This is a genomic window from Candidatus Defluviilinea proxima, from assembly GCA_016721115.1.
Taxonomy (GTDB): Bacteria; Chloroflexota; Anaerolineae; order Anaerolineales; family Villigracilaceae; genus Defluviilinea; species Defluviilinea proxima.
Map to the genome: position 1 here is coordinate 1,460,572 of JADKIW010000001.1, position 16,823 is coordinate 1,477,394.

Sequence of the window (16,823 nt, forward strand, 5' to 3'; positions counted from 1 at the left end):
CTTAGAGCTACCAATTTAAACTTGTTTCATATCCTGTTCTAATTAATAATTCCCCATAGTTTTTTTTGAACTCGGTTTTTATTTTGTCTGAAAAATAATTTTTCCAATCCCCGGCGATGCCCTTGCGCAGGTGCGCATTGACATCCTCTTGTCCGGGTTTTCGACCTGTAGCGGCTTCGAATATGTTGTAACGCACGATTTCGTGCAGTCGCCCCTTTTCAACATTGATTTCACAATAATCTATCAAGTTCTCGAAAAAGGCAAATTCATTACCAAGGATATCATCATACTTTAACATCAATACATCTGGTGTTCCAATCCAGGAAGCCTGAATGTTCGCACTGGATGGTAGAACATCTGTAAGCATGTACATAATCCCGTCTTCTTCGTCTAAATCGTTTAACTTCTGTCTGAGCTCTGCCAATTGGTCTGTAATGATCTTGTGGCTGAATTTAGCGCTGAAGTAAAGGGATATTAGGGTATCACGTAGGTCACGAATCACAACAAAAGACCGGCAAGTATTCTTTTTGATGCGGTAATTCCACCAATTTATCACGGCTCTGCGAAAGTAATATCCTTCTGGTTCTTTTGTCTGCCAGAATGGATCGTAAATAATGCTACGAAACTGACTCTGTGTTAGATAGACCGTCCCATAAATATTCCCTGGATTAACAGGGTATACATAAAAATTCAATATGCCGCGTCCACCCATGCCATGTGGGTTTGCGATTGCCATGGGCACAAATCTTTCAGGTGCACAGTTTTTCAGAATTTCTGCAATCCACTGGGAACCAGCTTTCCAATGAGTAATGTGGAAGATCGTTAAATTAGTCATTCATTGATACCAAAGGTTTCTTGTTGGTAATAAACTATTTATTATAGCTCGAAGATTGCTTTTGGGCTATTTTGTTGCGTGAAAAACATAACGATGATATCTCGACCATGTTCTCCGCATGATGCCTGAATATTCTCCAGCCAATTTTACGTTGCTAAATCCAACTCTAAACAACATTTCTTCTATACATTTATCGTTAAACATCCACCAAGTACGTGAGTCCTTGCCTTTACTTCTTGTGCCCAGAAACTCCATTAAGGGAACTTCTGCCTTGGTGGCAAATAGATCTGTGGCGACAATAAGTTTAGACTTACATAAAGGTGCTATTACATTTAGAGCCATGAAGGGTGAAAAGAGGTGTAATAAAATATCTCCCAAAAATACAATATCGAAAGATTCGTCGTCCTTTAATTGAGAACGCAAATTGTAGATAGAAGAGAAAATACGTTTGACAGATGTGTTCTTACGCGCCTGGCAAAATTCAAATGGCCCATCAAGGTGGCGGTAAAAAGCTTCCTTAGGTATAGCGGTATGATGAAAATGCATCATATTGGCGAGAATATTTTCTTTTTCGTTGTGGATCATGTCCCATTCAACTAGCGACGGTAATTCCACAGATGTTACAGTAGCCCCTCGTTTTTCAAACTCAAAGGCAAAAAAACCAGTCGCTGAACCTACATCCAATACTTTCATTCCAGTCATGTTTTCTGGAAAATGAAATCCATCAAGGCTATTACGATAATCATAGTCACCCGGTGTGACAATACCGTTTTCTAACTCAACGGCATGATACCAATAAAAATCTTGTATTCCCGGAAAATTGATGTTGGCAATATAGTGGTTTAGAGTGTCTATCTGTTCTTGATAGATTTGTTTTTCCCTAATTATTTCCATATCCTCGCTTTGAATCTCTGTAATGTTTTTTTTACCCAATTTAAACTGGATGCGTTTTGTAACCCCGGCTAGGCCCTCTCTTTGAAAAACTTGTAGTGCTTTGTTCAAATAATTCATGTCTCTCGTTACTCCTTTCTTGCCGGTTTCATTTTATCAAGACTTTATTTTATCAACGAATTAGTTAATTTAGAATGCACAAAGCAGAAAATACATTATTCTTTGAATTTGCGTCTAGGTAAGTGTTGAATAGTTTCAAGCCAGGGGGGGAGTTTTTGGAGGTTGCTATTCCAGGAATAGTACTTTTCTATATGTGCTGCCGCTTTTTGTACTTGTATTTGACTCTCTTTCGGAAATTTTACTACCTTGATAATAGCATCAGCCAGTTCTTGATTCGACTGACCAACAAGAACGTGATTGTTAGGCTCAAGACTTAATCCTTCAAGAGCAAGCGGTGTACATATAATGGGTACCCCGGCACTGGCTCCTTCAAGAACTTTGTATTTAGTTCCGCTGCCGGTGCGTAATGGGATACATGCTGCTGTCGCAATATCAAGATAGCAGCGTACATCGTCAACTTGTCCGGTGACAATGTTTAAAATGCCATCTGATAGTTCTAGTAACTCACGTCCAGGGGATTGCCCAACGATCCAGGCACGTGCATTTGGAATTTGCTTTCTTACCAATGGCATTATGTCTTTTAGCAAAAGTTGCGCAGCCTCGTGATTGGGCCAGTACCCCAAACTACCTATGAATACTATATTGGGTTGGTCTGTTTCTATTCTCGGTTGGTAGGAGAAATATTCAGTATCAACACTATTGTCGAGTACAAGTATTCTATCAGAATCGAATTGGTACCTTTGAATATAAGATTGTTTATCAGTTTCACTAACAGCAATAATGCCATCGTAATATTCAAGTGTGTCTCGTTCAAAGACGCTAGCACGACGAGCTTCTAATTGCAATGCTTTCTTAGCCAATCCTCTCCTCGATGCTGCCATGCGCTCTAATCGAATGGCCTCTACATCGTAAGAAGATAATATTAGTCTTGTGTTTGTGGGTACGGTGAATGTTTGTAGAGGTAATGGGTTTAGCTGAGGGCCAATAAATAGAAAATCCGGTTTTGTAACCTTTAAAGCCAAGCTAAGACTGGGTATAACATAAGCATGATTTGCGAATACGAATCGATGACTATCATGGTGATATATTGGTCCAAGTATTGGAATATTTTTCTCTCTCGTCCATAAAAGAGCGCGAGTCTTTATATCCATTTTTAGGGCGTTAATGTCGATTCTATGTGGTAGATAAGAGTTCAATATATCTGGCTCATATATCGTTCGGAAGTAAGAGCGTAAATTGTCGTCTCTGTTATTTTTTGGGGCACTCCATAGTGCAAAAAAATCTAGAGATGATATTTCTAGAAGTTTTCGTAGAATATGAAAGTCTCTTATTTCACCTCCTGAGTATCCTGGGTGAAAAGGATAGTGAAAGCCACAAAATGTTATTGTGTATTTTTTTTCTCTGTCCAAAACATCATATTTTGGGCTTTCTCGATGTTCTACGTTCAGCAAATCAGTTTGGAGTGATTCTATGTTCTTTATAGGTGCTTTTTTATTGGAGATATGCTGAACCAAGGCTTTAAGTCGACTTATGATTATTTTTCCCCTGTTATTAATTGTTTTAAGTAACTCTTTTATTTTAAATACAATCTTCTTAACATAAAATGGAGCCCCAATTTTTTCAGGGCTGGTTATCTTATATTCGACGCATAGCTTAATGATCTGTTTTATGAGCTGGCTATGATTAGGGAAGTAATGATTAATAAGAGATGTAATTGTGGTTTGGTATTCAATCGTGTTTCTTTCAGGCCATAGAGGCTGACTAAAGCGAAAGAGTTCTCTAAGAAACTTGTTCCAGTCGCTGGTTTTCGAGCGTGAATGAATTCTATATAGTGCAAGTGTCTTTTCGATTTTCTTGAAGCTTGCGACTTTACGAAGACGCCAGAAAAACTCAAAGTCGAAGATGTAATGATACGATTGATTTATGTTGCCTGTTTTTTCTATTAAATGGCGCCGAAAATAAACTGTTGGCTGGGGAATAGCATGGATATAGGTCCAATAAAATGGAACATTGGTTATTGCCTCGAGTTTTCCGTAATATAAGCCAGTTCTATGTGTCCCGTGGTTAGCGAGAAATAAATTGTCTTGTTCGTCAATGTATAAAGCATTACCAAATACAACCTCTGTTTCTGGATTCTGAATAAATTCATTTACGATACTCCAAAGTGCGCCTTCAGTTAAGACATCGTCGGAATTAAGCCAGCCAATAATTTCACCAGTCGCTTTTGTAAACCCCTTGTTTATGGCATGAGATGGACCTTCATCTTTTTCGGATTGCCAATATGCAAGATGCTGTGCATATTTTCTTAGAATATCCACACTTCCATCCGTGGATCCGCCATCATATACGATTATTTCAGTTAATGGATATTTTTGGTTGATTATGCTTTCGATTGTTTTTGAAAGAAAATCTGCTTGATTGTAGGATGGTATGATTATTGATACTACAGGAAAAAGTTTTACTCCTTGGGCATCTTCTGAAAAACGTTCAGTACCCCTTGCAAAGGGGATAAAGGTCTTATCTTGTGTGTCTGATTCTATTGGGAAGGGGTCTGGGGTGTCCCATCTTTTTTTCATTTCCTGTTGGATTTTTTGCATGGTTGCGTAAATGAAGCTGCGTATGTTTTCTGAGTATCCGGCTTCATCTACACATGTGCTGAGTAGCGTTTCCATTAGATAAAAAAAAGAACCTAAAGTTATTGTTTGGCGATTACTTTGAGCAATAATAGATAGTAATTCCTGTTGAATATTGGGTAAGTTTGGTATTACTCTGCTCGTGGAAAGCTCATTACTCATTGCAAGGAATTCATAAATTGAATCTGACATTAAATAATAGACTTGTCCCAGTATTTCTTTTTTTGAAGTATTGTTAGATGCAATTTCAATTAGTTCTCGCGCGCGTACTAAATGTCCTGATGATGTTTTTGTTTGTTCATATTCCCTGCTTACAGCTAGAAATTCATTGATAGTAACTGCTGAGTGCTTTTCGAGAATTCTGATAAATAGATCCCAATCCAGACCGTAGTGGAGCTCAGTGTTCAACCCGCCCGATTGAAGCCATGCATCACGAGACATGAAAGTTGCAGGTTGAAGGATATAGTCTAGCCCCTCGCTCAATACTTCTCTTGAGATTGCAACATGACGAGGGCAAAAAGGTCTGAATTCACCATCTTTATGGCGAAATCCGTTACCAATGAATAAGCCACTTTTGGGGTTTTCCTGATATGCACGGGCTATTACCCAGAATGGATTGTTGATATACCAGTCGTCTGAATTTAACCACGAGACAATATCTCCGTTGCAGTACTGCATTCCCATATTAATAGCATTCGCCTGCCCTTCATCGGGCTGACTTTGCCAATATTTGAGTTTTTCACTATATGAGCGAATGATATCTAGTGACTGGTCATTGGACCCTCCGTCCATGACAATTACCTCAAGGTTGGGGTACATTTGTGAAAAAATGCTTTCTAATGCATATTGTAGGAATACGCCCTGATTATAGGATGGGATAACAATACTTATTTTTGGTAAATTATTTTTCATGTAGCTTAGAATCTCCGTAAACACACCCTCTTGAGTGGAAGATGTTAATTACCTAAATTGTATCTTAACTCAAATTACCATCTTGCAACAAACTCTCACGATTTTTTCGTTAAAAGTCATCATCTTAGCTCCTAGTGGGAGAGATGAAGTTCTTTCGATAAAAGCCTTGTTCGGGATGATGGAAGGTTTTATAGTCGGTATAGCAACTTGGATGATATAGTTAATGAACGCTAAAAATATGTGAACAAAAAACAACTTAAGATTTTATTGTTGTCGTTATGCAGTATGAGAGTTTTACAGACTTATACTTTCCCATAGAGTAAAATACTGATATAGAATATTCTACTTCATTAGGAGTTATTAAATGGAAACTAAGGCTGACGCAACGGATTTTTTGGGAAGGTTTCGCGAGATCGTGTCAGATCCATTGAATTTGCTGATTAAGAGGCACCCTCTTGCCGGTATGATTGATAAGGACCTTGTCTATCTTCATAACGGGAATAAAGTTCCTTTGAGAGGGCAATACTCTTATTATGAAAACTTTAGTGACATTCTTGTTATTAATAGAGGCGTTCATGAGCCTCTTGAAGAATATGTTTTTCAGGAGTTGATGAATGTGCTTCCGGATAATTCATCAATGCTTGAACTCGGAGCTTATTGGGGCCACTATTCAATGTGGCTAAAAAAAATTCATCCTAAAGCATCTGTATATCTTGTAGAGCCAAATGAAGTGAACATACAAGCTGGAAAATATAATTTTCAATTGAATAACTGTGTTGGTGAGTTTATTCAGGAATATGTTGCTTGTGGGCAATTTGAGGTCGATAAATTTATGATGAATAACGGACTTAAAACTTTAAGTATATTACACTCAGATATTCAAGGCTTTGAGATCGAAATGTTAGATGGAAGTTCTGATACTTTGAAAAAAGGGTTGATCCATTATGCTTTTATATCAACACATTCACAGGATATTCATGTGAAGGTTGTTGAAAAACTTGAATACTTTGGTTATAGAGTTGAGGTGGCCTCTGGTTTTGATTATGAGACTACGTCTTATGATGGCTTTGTTTTTGCATCGAATTTTGCTAGACCTCCCCTTTTTGATTATTTTAAACCTTTTATCCGTAAACAAATCCCTTTCAGTGATCCGTTAGAAACAGTTGTTGAGTTAACAAAAATAATAAATGCAAGAAACATCAAAACTTGAACGTTTTATAACTTAAAAGCATCAAATTTTGTGTGATATTGTTGTAACTACTAATAATGTAAATTAGACTTCAGTACAGTTTTATGCCTGTTTCACTGAAGTCTAATTTATTTTAGGCCTTGATTTATGGCGCGCTAATGACTAGCTCAGTAATCATACCCACATCATCTAGTGATGTATACCAGTAATCTGTAGTGATGCGTTCAAATGGAATTCCGAGAATTTCGTTAAAACTGCTTAAATACTTTGTTCGCTCACTTGCAAAGACCTTTACTCCATTTGTGACGACTATGTGTACCGGGCCTCCGTTAATCCCATAGCGCGGATAAACACGTTGCCCAGGTAAAATCGAATAGGGTGTGGTGTTCTTTTTCACACCTCCTATATACACATCCACTTGTGCAGTTTCAGTTGTGCTTGGGTTACCGATTACAAGGTAGGTAATCATGTTGGCGTCATCTAATGATGTGAACCATAACTCTGTAGATGCCTGGAGCAAGGGGAAACCTAATACTTCATTAAAACTGCTAGAGTATTTTGTTCGTTCACTTGTAAAAATGTCCACCCCATTTGTACTTACCACGCGCACAGGTCCGCCATTAATTCCGTAGCGTGGAAAAACCCTTTGACCAGGTAAAATGGAATATGGGGTTGTATTTTGTTTTACCCCCCCAATATATACATCTACTTGTGCGGTTTCAGTTGTACTTGGATTGCCAATTACTAGATATGTGATCATCCCGGCATCATCGTAACTTGTAAACCAGAATTCAGTGTCGAGCTGATTAGACGGGAATCCTAGCACTTCATTAAAACTGCTTCCATATTTTGACCGTTCGCTTGCGAATATATTTACTCCGTTTGTGCTTGCCACGCGCACAGGTCCGCCATTAATTCCGTAGCGAGGAAAAACCCTTTGTCCAGGTAAGATTGAATAGGGTGTTGTGTTCTTTTTTACCCCTCCAATGTACACATCTACCAGCGCTGTTTCGGTTGTGCTTGGATTTCCGATAACGAGATACGTGATCATTCCAAGATCATCGTAACTCGTGAACCAGTATTCTGTTGTCAATTGATTAGCGGGGAACCCCACAATAGAATTAAAGCTACTTCCATAGATGGCCCGTTGGCTTGTAAAGATATTTTGCCCAGTAGGGCTAAATACATGGACCGGCCCGCCATTAGTTCCATAACGATCTGCAACTATGCCTTGAGATGCAATGTAGTAATTTCTCAATTGCCCTCCGCCAATCGTAGCACTAGTGTTTGTAATATTGACATTGAATATCATGTTGGCGGGTTTGGATGTGTATGTATTTGATGTTCCTACATCGCCATTATATTGTGCAACTTCAAAATAGTAGGTGGTAGATTGATCACCTAAGAAAGATATTCTTGAATTTACGCCGTCAGTATCATCATTACATCTGACGAGCTCTAAACTAAGCGGGGCTGGGTCTACACTGACCTTTTTCCATATAACAATATAAGTGTCTAAAGATTGAGAATTCTCAGTCTCAACTGAGCCAAATGTATCCGCTTGTATGGACTGCTTTTCAGGAGGGGTGTACTTGTACCAGAGCGATTTAAAACCCTCTTTGAGAGTTGGCGTGTCAGAATCTGTGCAAGGCCCTCTTGAAGGTGGGTTAAATGAATCGTCGTCAAGGGCTTCTGTTGTGTTAACGATATCGAGATAGGTTAAACCGGTTATCAACGTTGCATTGCCTATGGCATCATTTTTAGGAACAAATTTTACGGTTACAGATTTGTTCGCGTCCATAGTGACGGTGGTGGGATTAGAAAATGCACTGTTTGTCCCTGCCCAACCTAGAAGGATATATTGTGAGTTAGGAGTGGCTGTTAATGTAACAACTGTGCCTGATGTATAACCACTTCCTCCACAAGTAGGGTCAGAAAGCGGGTTTGCATTTACCGTGCCACCTGCACTTGGGCTGAATATGATAGTAAGGTTGAAACATGTAGCCGCTTGGGCAATACCAGTTCCCCACAAGCCGAGAGTAGATGTCACAACTGCCAGTACCAGGAGCATCCGCAGTCCTGATATATGTAAGAATAAATGTTTTGAGTATTTCATTGTCTTTCTCCAAGTTCTCTGATTTTCAGGTTACTAGATAGGCTATAAAATCAATGATAACCATTATAACCATGCATTAAGGGACTAGAAGATTTTTTTGTTTTTGGGGAATTACAAAGTGGTTAATTAGGATTTTGGGAATTATTAAATATAGATTAAGTAAAAACGTTGTCATCTAAATTAAGTGTTTTTTGACCTGTCTAGCAAAAATGTGTACGTATCGATACTGATGCCTTAAGACTGTATCGACCTACATATTTGTTAGTTGTTTGGAACTAATCCCAAGCTTGGTAAAAATATCTTTAAGAACTTTGCCTGTAGGCTTTTATTACTTCTTCTGCGGAACCAACCGTTTTTATAACACCATGGTCGATCAAAGCAGCACGTGTGCAAAGCGTCTCCACGGTTTGCATGCTGTGAGTAACAATTAAGGTCGTGACCTTTTCTTGACGAAAGGCCTCCATTCTTCGTTGACATTTCAATTGAAATGCTTCATCTCCTACTGATAATACCTCGTCCAGGATAAGAATCTCTGGCTTCCAAGTTGTTGCCACTGCAAAGCCAAGACGTGCAACCATACCGCTAGAGTAAGTCCTTAATGGAGCATCAATAAATGTTCCAAGTTCAGCAAAGTCGATAATTTCGTCCATGTGCTCGTCAACGTCGCGGCGCGAATGTCCCAGAAGTGTTCCATTTAAATACACATTTTCCCGCCCAGTTAATTCGGGGTGAAACCCCCCGCCCAATTCCAACAACGGTGAAACTCTTCCCTTTATCCAAACCCGTCCATGAGTTGGAACTAAGACTCGTGAAATTACCTTGAGAAGAGTACTTTTGCCTGCTCCATTGCGCCCAATAAAACCAAAAATTTCGCCCTTTGCAATATCAATAGTGACACCCTTCAGGGCCCAAAAGCTGTTGAATTTTACTCGCCGTTGAAGCACACGGATGGCGTACTCTTTAAACGTCCCGATCCGTTCTTCAGGTAGACGATATTGCACAGATACATCTTCTAGACGAATGGTAGTTTCGTTATTTTCAAAAAGTGACATGTTTTGTGGTCTCAAGCTTGATATGCAAATTCGTCGGCCTTCCGAGAGAAGAAAAGCCAACCAACGATTAATGTTATTGTGGCAATTACCCCTGCTATCGCTAATTCGCCCCAAGCTGGAAGTATTCCATTGTAAAGAGGCATGCGGAAAACTCGAATCATATGATACATTGGATTCAAATTTGTGATCCAAAAGCGATATGCTTCAGGCAAAATATCTTCGGGGTAGATGATTGGCGTTAAATACATCCAAGCTACCAAAATAATTTGGTACATTTCTGCTACATCTGGAAAATAAATAGCTAGAGTGGAAAGGATTAAGCCAACGCCAAGAGCAAATGCCGCAAGAAAAACCATTGCTATAGGGACAAAAAGAATACTAAAGTGAATCGGCGTGCCTGTTACCAACATAATTAAAATTAATGGAACAAGTGAAAGTGCCAGATTTACAACACCGGTGCCGATAGCCGATACAGCGAAAGCGGTATGAGGCAAATAGATACGGCGAAACAACGTACCGCCCCAGACAATTTGATTAATCGCAGCAGTAGTAGTCTGCGAGAAAAAAGTCCAAGCGATTAGTCCACTTAATATATACGTTGGATACCCTTTTATTGAATGAAATAAATTCGAGAACACAATTGTCATGATTGCCATCATTCCCAATGGCTGAAGCATCGTCCATGCTATGCCAAGTACAGAGCGCTTGTATCTTGTGACGATATCTCGGCGAACTAATTGAAAAATCAAATCTCGATACTGGAAAATACCCTGTAATTCTTCCAATGCTGGAGATACACGATTGGCACTGTCATAAATGATGTTTTTTTCAGAAACTTCCATGGCTAATCCTTGCTTCAAGCTCAAATTGCGAGCCAAAGTTTACCATAATGGGACAACTTAAGTCTTTTACAGTAAGCCATATGATTTTGACATCCCCAATTGACATTTCACCCCGCCTCGTCTAAACTCCCATCATGCTTGCACGAGTATTTTCCTGTGCCGTGATTGGGCTTGAGGGTGTCATAGTCGAAGTCGAAGTGGACTACTCCAATGGTCTACCTGCGGTGATTATTGTTGGCCTGCCCGATGCCGCCGTGCAAGAGAGTCGCGAACGTGTGCAAACCGCCATCAAGAACGCTGGCTTGCATTTTCCCCGCCACCGTATCGTTGTCAACCTTTCCCCTGCATCCATCCGCAAAGAAGGCCCTGCTTACGACCTGCCCATTGCCCTTGGCATTATCATCCTGTCTGGTCGACTCCCACAAGAAACAGTGGAAAACACACTTGTTGTCGGTGAACTTTCCCTAGATGGTGTAGTCCGTCATACACGCGGAGTTCTACCCATGGCCGCAACCGCACGTTCCACTGGATACAAGCGGATGTTCGTCCCTGAGGTGGATGCGCCTGAAGCGGCCTTGATCCCCGGTCTCGAAGTGTATCCCGTCCGAACGCTTGCGGATCTCTACGACCATTTGTCTGGTCGCCGTTCAATTGAGCCTTATCAACCCTCCATAGGCGATACTCTTGAATCACTCTTTACTCCAACAGACTTCAGCGAAATTAAAGGACAGGAACATGTAAAGCGTGCGCTTGAGGTCGCGGCAGCCGGTGGACACAATATCTTGATGGTCGGGTCACCAGGCGCTGGTAAGACTCTGCTTGCGCGTGCCATGCCTAGCATATTACCTGAAATGTCCATTGAAGAATCGCTCGATGTGACTCGTATCTACTCTGTAGCCGATCAACTTCCTGTGGGCACTCCATTGATCAAGCATCGCCCATTTCGTTCGCCACACCATACTATTAGCCATGCAGGGTTAGTCGGTGGTGGCAACATCCCTAAACCTGGGGAAATATCATTAGCACATCGCGGCGTTTTATTTCTTGATGAATTTCCTGAATTTGGGAGCCGCGTCCTTGAAGTAATGCGCCAACCCATGGAAGATAAGGTGGTCACCATCAGCCGCGCTAAAGGGTCATTAACTTTTTCTGCAAACTTCCAATTGATCGCGGCAATGAATCCTTGCCCTTGTGGATATTACGGCGATTCACTTAAGCCCTGTACTTGCGCCGCGCCGGTGGTAACCAAATATCAAAAACGAATATCAGGCCCTATGCTCGATCGTATTGACATTCATATTGAAGTTCCAAGAGTTGATTACGAAAAGTTGAGTGGAGATAGAGTTGGGGAGTCTAGCAAGTCGATTCGAGCCCGGGTACAAGCTGCAAGGAATATCCAAAATAAACGATTCTCCAGTAACGGCTCGTCAGATATTGTCTGTAATGCCGACATGCGCGTCGGGGAGATAAGGCAATTTTGCAAGCTGCAGGATGAAGGTCAGAGTTTGATGCGTGCGGCGATGAGTCAGATGAACCTATCGGCAAGGGCCTATCATCGTATCCTGAAGCTTGCGCGCACAATCGCAGATTTGGCGGGGAGTGAAGAGATCCAGTCCACGCATTTGGCGGAGGCCTTGCAATATCGTCCGAAGTTAATGATGGGGTAGTAGGGTTTTCACAATTAGCCTGTGGATTCTTATTAGGCATGCTGTTTTGCCAGTGATTTTCTATTGCTATTGACGCGCCTCCACGCGATATGTTAAACTGAAAATTCTTTCAAACTAGGATGCTAACATGTCTGCGCAAAATAAACCTACTATCTATGATGTTGCCAAATACGCCGGAGTAAGCCCTACAACTGTTTCTCGTATTCTCAATACCCCAGACAAAGTTAGCTCCCAAACTCGAGAGAAGGTGTTAGCTGCAATTGACAAGTTGGGTTTTGTTCCCAAAGCAGAGGCTCGAGCTCGGTCCCTGCAACATACCGGACGAATTGGTGTCATTACTCCCTTTTTTACTGCGCCATCTTTTATACAACGGCTACGCGGGATTGCCCAAGCTTTATCCCCTGAGAATTATGAGTTGGTCGTTTATACAGTTGATTCTAGCAATCATTTGCAGGGGTATCTTTCCAGTTTGCCATTGACTGGTAACTTGGATGGTCTCATCATTCTTTCATTGCCAGTTAGGGACACTGAAGCACGCCGCCTGATAGATGGGGGACTGCCCACCGTGCTTATTGAATACCCACATCCTAAATTAAATTGTGTTGAGATTGATGATGTGAAAGGCGGTCATTTGGCCGCCACCTATTTGTTGGAGAAGGGTCATCGCAGAATCGCCTTTTTAGGTGATACTGATTTACCCGAATATTCCATTCACCCTGTTAGCTTACGCTTAAACGGATTTCGGCAAGCTCTAAAGGATGCGCATGTTGAGTTGCCGGAAACCTTTGTCTGTCTTGCCCCTTATTCTCAGGAACAAACCCGTCAGGTTGCCATCGAACTTCTTGGTGTGCCTGAGCCTCCAACGGCCATTTTTGCTGCAACGGATTTCCAAGCGTTAGGAGTACTCAAGGCTGCTCGCCAATTGAATATCAAGGTACCAGAACAATTGGCTGTCGTTGGGTTCGATGATCTTGATTATGCAGAATATGCAGGTCTTACAACTATTTCTCAACACTTGGACGAGTCTGGAAAACTGGCTGTGGAGATATTACTTGCGCAAATCGAATCTCCGTCCATCTCTCCAAGGCACGTCAAAATCCCCCTCACTTTAATCGAACGCCAAACAACATAAAAACTGGATATTGACACTCGCATTGAAAAGGCGTACACTTATTTATGAAACTAGTTTCAAGATACTAGTAACACAGGCCTATGCCTATCCCCCTATTCAAGTTTCAGGAGGTTGACTTACACTAAATTAAAAAACCTAGCCACTATTGAATCCATTTCTACGCTTATAAAAGGAGAAAGAGATATGAATAAGAAATCCGTACTTTGGTCTTTGGTAAGCCTGCTAGTTCTGACCTCGCTGCTTCTTTCTGCCTGTGGGGGGCCGGCAACAGCTACTGCTCCATCTGCCACTGAGGCTCCTGTGGTTACAGAAGCTCCTGTATCCACTGAAGCCCCTGTAGCCGCCACTGAAATCTCAGCTGGAATGCCAACTTGTGGGACCGATCCTGTCGTCCTCAAAGCCACTTTCGAAACCGGCTTTGACTTGCCTTTCAAACTGGCTGAAGAGTTCACCAAGCAGTACCCGAATGTGACTTGGGATATCAGTCAGGACCAGTTTGCAAATCTAATCACTTCGACGCCACTTGTGCTTGCGAGTGACAATGCACCTGACCTGCTCCGATTGCCAACAATGGTTTCTTTCGCTAAAGATGGGTTGCTCATGGACCTTGACGGCTATGCCACCGCTTTTGGGTGGAACGATTGGCCGGTGCCTCAACTCAACCAGAATCGCATTGACGCTGATGGCGTCCGCGGCTCTGGAACACTCTATGCGATGGGTCTCAACTATAGTTTGACCGGTGTCTTTTATAACAAAACCTTGGCAGCACAGATCGGCATGACCGAACCGCCGAAGACCGTTGCTGAGTTCGAGAGTTTGCTTGCCGCGGCCAAGACTGCCGGGCTCCAGCCGATCATGATGTGGGGTAGCGCCAAGAGTGGTATGGGACTCGCTTTCCCGTTACAGCAACTGATGGCTGCTTACGGCCCAGTCGAACCGATCAATGATTGGATCTATGGAAAAGCTGGCGCGACGATCGATACACCGACGAACCTCATCGCTGCCCAACACCTTGAACAGTGGATTAAGGCTGGTTACTTCCCGTCTGACATCAATGCCATTGAATACACTGATGCTGCCGCTCGTTTCGGTAAGGGCGAAGGCGTGTTTACCTTCAATGGCGATTGGCAAAATGCTGGCTATGATGCGGCCTTGCCCGGAAATGTTGGGTTCTTCTTGATGCCGCCTGCTGAGGCTGGTGGTAAGTTTGCGGCCATGTCTGCTCCATTGACTTTTGGTATAGCGGCTAAGGCAGCGCACCCCGATTGTGCAGCATTCTTCTTAAACTGGGTTGCGACGAACGATGCGGCTCGCCAGATTGACGTTGCCGTCGGTGGTTCCAACCCCGGTGGTCCATCTGACGCTACGATGCCTACCGTTGCTTCCGGCTCGGTTACGGCTGAGACACTTGCCGCTGGACCAGTAATGGGTGCAGATGGCGGCGCGATGGACTTCATTGCCAACGCGACAAGCTCTATCTTCGCTCAAGGCTGGACTCCTGAACTTCAAAAAATGGTCGGTGGTCAGCAAGATGCCGCCGGTCTCCTCAAGGCCGTTCAAGCTGAGTACGAACGGGAACTTGCTCAATAATATATAAGTAGTGTGAGGGCCGCAGTATGGTGCCTTCTCCTGCCAGATAATTCTGAGAACATTGATTATGACAGTAGATAATAATCATCCTGCGGCTCTCTCTGTATCCAAGCGCACCCCTGCAAGTAACTGGGTCCGCCGAGAGACCTTTATTGGCTGGCTGTTTGTCCTCCCTGCTTTGCTCATGTACGCGGGTTTTGTGCTTGTGCCTTTCCTGTTGACCATCGTGTATTCGTTTCATCGCTGGAACGGTGTTGGTCCGATGAAATGGGTCGGGTTGAAGAACTATATAACTGTTTTCCAAGTGCCTGACCTGCTTGGGACGATTTTCAATGCGTTCTGGTTGGTTGTGTGGTTCAGTTTCATTCCTGTGGGACTTGGCCTTGTCGTTGCAAGTGTGATCAATCGCGTGGCAACCGGGCGGTTTGGGGAGGTTGCCCGAACCGTTCTATTCCTTCCACAGGTTATAGCACTCGTCGCAGCTGGCATCATTTGGGGTTGGCTGTTCTCTCTTTCAGGCCTAATCAATCAGTTACTCAAGATCATTGGTCTTGGTTCGATCACCCGCGCCTGGTTGGGCGACTTCGACTGGGCACTGTCGGCCGTTGGCATCATCGGCGTTTGGGTGTTACTCGGTTTTTGTACTGTTCTTTTGTCGACAGGCATATCGAAGGTGGACCCAGCTCTTTATGAGTCGGCCAGAATCGATGGGTCCAGTTGGTTTACGGAGTTTACCGCGATCACAGTTCCTCTTCTTAGGCATGAGATCGGTGTATGCCTGACTGTCACGGTAATTGCCGCACTTGCCACATTTGATATTGTCTACGTGGCAACAGCCGGTGGGCCTGGTAATGCAACGTCGGTCCCCGGTCTCCAGATCTATATCCTTGCGTTCTCTCAACGAAATATTGGTTTGGCATCTGCTTTGGCAGTCATGCTCATGATTCTTGTTGTCTTGATTATCCTCCCGATCCAACGCCTGAACCAGGAGGTGAAGTAATGAAGATTAGCCGAAGCGAACTCTTTGCAGGACGGATGCTTCTTCTGGTGCTGATGACGTTTACGATCTTGCCTTTTATCAGTATCTTCATGACCGCCCTACATCCATCCGGTACTGTTCCTGGTGGTCTCGAATGGCCTGAACATCCGCAGTGGGGCAACTTTGTGGATGCATTTAAAGTGGCGAATATGACCACGCTTCTCATATCAAGCACACGCATTGTTCTCACCGTTGTGCCGGCGGCTCTTATCATCTCGACGATGGCCGGGTTTGCTATTGGCCTTTTACGAATCCCCGGCTCGGGCGTACTCTTGACATTGTTTGTGTTCGGTTTGACTTTACCGTTTCAAGGGATCATTATCCCCATCTACATCCTTGAGAGGGCGGTGGGACTCTACAACACTAAACTTGCAATTGCACTGCCGTTGATCGCCTTGTATATGCCGTTTGCTGTCTTCTGGATGCGCGCCCACTTCGTCAACATGCCGGCTGAAGTTTCGGAAGCGGCCCGTGTTGATGGCGCCACCACTTGGGATCTGTTCCGTCGTATCCACCTACCGTTAGCTCAGGCACCGATCGCTTCACTTGGAATCCTCATGTCTATCTGGACATGGAATCAGTTTCTCCTTGCATTAGTGCTTGTCGAGGATCCATCGCAACGAACAATGGCCGGTGCGTTGGGAGCATTTCAGGGCCACTATGCAACCGATGTTCCTCTGTTATGCGCTGGCACAATATTGATTCTAGTACCTACCCTTATTGTCTTCGTGCTGTTTCAGCGCCAGATCCTCACAGCCTTGCTTCAAGGCGCAGTCAAAGGATGAGCAAGAGAATAGGATCTGAA

At 43.0% G+C, this 16,823-nt stretch carries 12 protein-coding genes; 6 read left to right on the forward strand and 6 right to left on the reverse strand.

Annotation, left to right across the window (positions count from 1 at the left end):
• Positions 1 to 7: 7 nt before the first annotated feature.
• From IPP66_06910 to IPP66_06920, 3 genes are all read right to left on the reverse strand, one after another.
• Positions 8 to 835 (reverse strand): sulfotransferase domain-containing protein, encoded by an 828-nt coding sequence (locus IPP66_06910; GenBank protein ID MBK9925009.1) that lies wholly within the window; start codon positions 833 to 835, stop codon positions 8 to 10.
• 66 nt (positions 836 to 901) lie between these two features.
• Positions 902 to 1,846, reverse strand: a complete 945-nt coding sequence (locus IPP66_06915; protein MBK9925010.1) for a hypothetical protein — start codon at positions 1,844 to 1,846, stop codon at positions 902 to 904.
• 95 nt (positions 1,847 to 1,941) lie between these two features.
• Positions 1,942 to 5,391: a glycosyltransferase gene (locus IPP66_06920; GenBank protein MBK9925011.1), complete on the reverse strand. Its 3,450-nt coding sequence runs from the start codon at positions 5,389 to 5,391 to the stop codon at positions 1,942 to 1,944.
• A 364-nt stretch (positions 5,392 to 5,755) separates the two neighbouring features.
• Here IPP66_06920 and IPP66_06925 point away from each other — a divergent pair, with 364 nt between their 5' ends.
• Positions 5,756 to 6,601, forward strand: coding sequence for an FkbM family methyltransferase (locus IPP66_06925; GenBank protein ID MBK9925012.1), 846 nt, complete (start codon positions 5,756 to 5,758; stop codon positions 6,599 to 6,601).
• Positions 6,602 to 6,725: 124 nt separating this feature from the next.
• On the opposite strand, the gene IPP66_06930 is transcribed toward IPP66_06925, so the two are convergent.
• The 3 genes from IPP66_06930 to IPP66_06940 form a co-directional block, all read right to left on the reverse strand.
• Positions 6,726 to 8,696, reverse strand: a complete 1,971-nt coding sequence (locus tag IPP66_06930; protein MBK9925013.1) for a hypothetical protein — start codon at positions 8,694 to 8,696, stop codon at positions 6,726 to 6,728.
• Positions 8,697 to 8,998: 302 nt separating this feature from the next.
• Positions 8,999 to 9,748, reverse strand: coding sequence for an ABC transporter ATP-binding protein (locus IPP66_06935; protein ID MBK9925014.1), 750 nt, complete (start codon positions 9,746 to 9,748; stop codon positions 8,999 to 9,001).
• 11 nt (positions 9,749 to 9,759) lie between these two features.
• Positions 9,760 to 10,590 carry an ABC transporter permease gene (locus IPP66_06940; GenBank protein ID MBK9925015.1) on the reverse strand — a complete coding sequence of 277 codons (831 nt, stop codon included), beginning with the start codon at positions 10,588 to 10,590 and terminating at the stop codon, positions 9,760 to 9,762.
• Between the two features lie 134 nt (positions 10,591 to 10,724).
• Between IPP66_06940 and IPP66_06945 the strand changes: the two genes are divergently transcribed.
• The 5 genes from IPP66_06945 (at position 10,725) to IPP66_06965 (ending at position 16,803) form a co-directional block, all read left to right on the forward strand.
• Positions 10,725 to 12,257, forward strand: coding sequence for a YifB family Mg chelatase-like AAA ATPase (locus IPP66_06945; protein MBK9925016.1), 1,533 nt, complete (start codon positions 10,725 to 10,727; stop codon positions 12,255 to 12,257).
• 127 nt (positions 12,258 to 12,384) lie between these two features.
• Positions 12,385 to 13,389: a LacI family DNA-binding transcriptional regulator gene (locus tag IPP66_06950; protein ID MBK9925017.1), complete on the forward strand. Its 1,005-nt coding sequence runs from the start codon at positions 12,385 to 12,387 to the stop codon at positions 13,387 to 13,389.
• Positions 13,390 to 13,572: 183 nt separating this feature from the next.
• On the forward strand, positions 13,573 to 14,979 hold the full coding sequence (locus IPP66_06955) for a carbohydrate ABC transporter substrate-binding protein (protein ID MBK9925018.1): 1,407 nt from the start codon (positions 13,573 to 13,575) through the stop codon (positions 14,977 to 14,979).
• A 67-nt stretch (positions 14,980 to 15,046) separates the two neighbouring features.
• On the forward strand, positions 15,047 to 15,979 hold the full coding sequence (locus IPP66_06960) for a sugar ABC transporter permease (GenBank protein MBK9925019.1): 933 nt from the start codon (positions 15,047 to 15,049) through the stop codon (positions 15,977 to 15,979).
• Positions 15,979 to 16,803 carry a carbohydrate ABC transporter permease gene (locus tag IPP66_06965; GenBank protein ID MBK9925020.1) on the forward strand — a complete coding sequence of 275 codons (825 nt, stop codon included), beginning with the start codon at positions 15,979 to 15,981 and terminating at the stop codon, positions 16,801 to 16,803. The genes IPP66_06960 and IPP66_06965 overlap by 1 nt, the downstream gene beginning before the upstream one ends.
• Positions 16,804 to 16,823 lie beyond the last annotated feature (20 nt).

Coding starts and splice junctions, on each gene's coding strand:
- IPP66_06910 (MBK9925009.1), bottom strand. CDS start 835: ATGACTAATTTAACGATCTTCCACATTACTCATTGGAAAGCTGGTTCC.
- IPP66_06915 (MBK9925010.1), bottom strand. CDS start 1,846: ATGAATTATTTGAACAAAGCACTACAAGTTTTTCAAAGAGAGGGCCTA.
- IPP66_06920 (MBK9925011.1), bottom strand. CDS start 5,391: ATGAAAAATAATTTACCAAAAATAAGTATTGTTATCCCATCCTATAAT.
- IPP66_06925 (MBK9925012.1), top strand. CDS start 5,756: ATGGAAACTAAGGCTGACGCAACGGATTTTTTGGGAAGGTTTCGCGAG.
- IPP66_06930 (MBK9925013.1), bottom strand. CDS start 8,696: ATGAAATACTCAAAACATTTATTCTTACATATATCAGGACTGCGGATG.
- IPP66_06935 (MBK9925014.1), bottom strand. CDS start 9,748: ATGTCACTTTTTGAAAATAACGAAACTACCATTCGTCTAGAAGATGTA.
- IPP66_06940 (MBK9925015.1), bottom strand. CDS start 10,590: ATGGAAGTTTCTGAAAAAAACATCATTTATGACAGTGCCAATCGTGTA.
- IPP66_06945 (MBK9925016.1), top strand. CDS start 10,725: ATGCTTGCACGAGTATTTTCCTGTGCCGTGATTGGGCTTGAGGGTGTC.
- IPP66_06950 (MBK9925017.1), top strand. CDS start 12,385: ATGTCTGCGCAAAATAAACCTACTATCTATGATGTTGCCAAATACGCC.
- IPP66_06955 (MBK9925018.1), top strand. CDS start 13,573: ATGAATAAGAAATCCGTACTTTGGTCTTTGGTAAGCCTGCTAGTTCTG.
- IPP66_06960 (MBK9925019.1), top strand. CDS start 15,047: ATGACAGTAGATAATAATCATCCTGCGGCTCTCTCTGTATCCAAGCGC.
- IPP66_06965 (MBK9925020.1), top strand. CDS start 15,979: ATGAAGATTAGCCGAAGCGAACTCTTTGCAGGACGGATGCTTCTTCTG.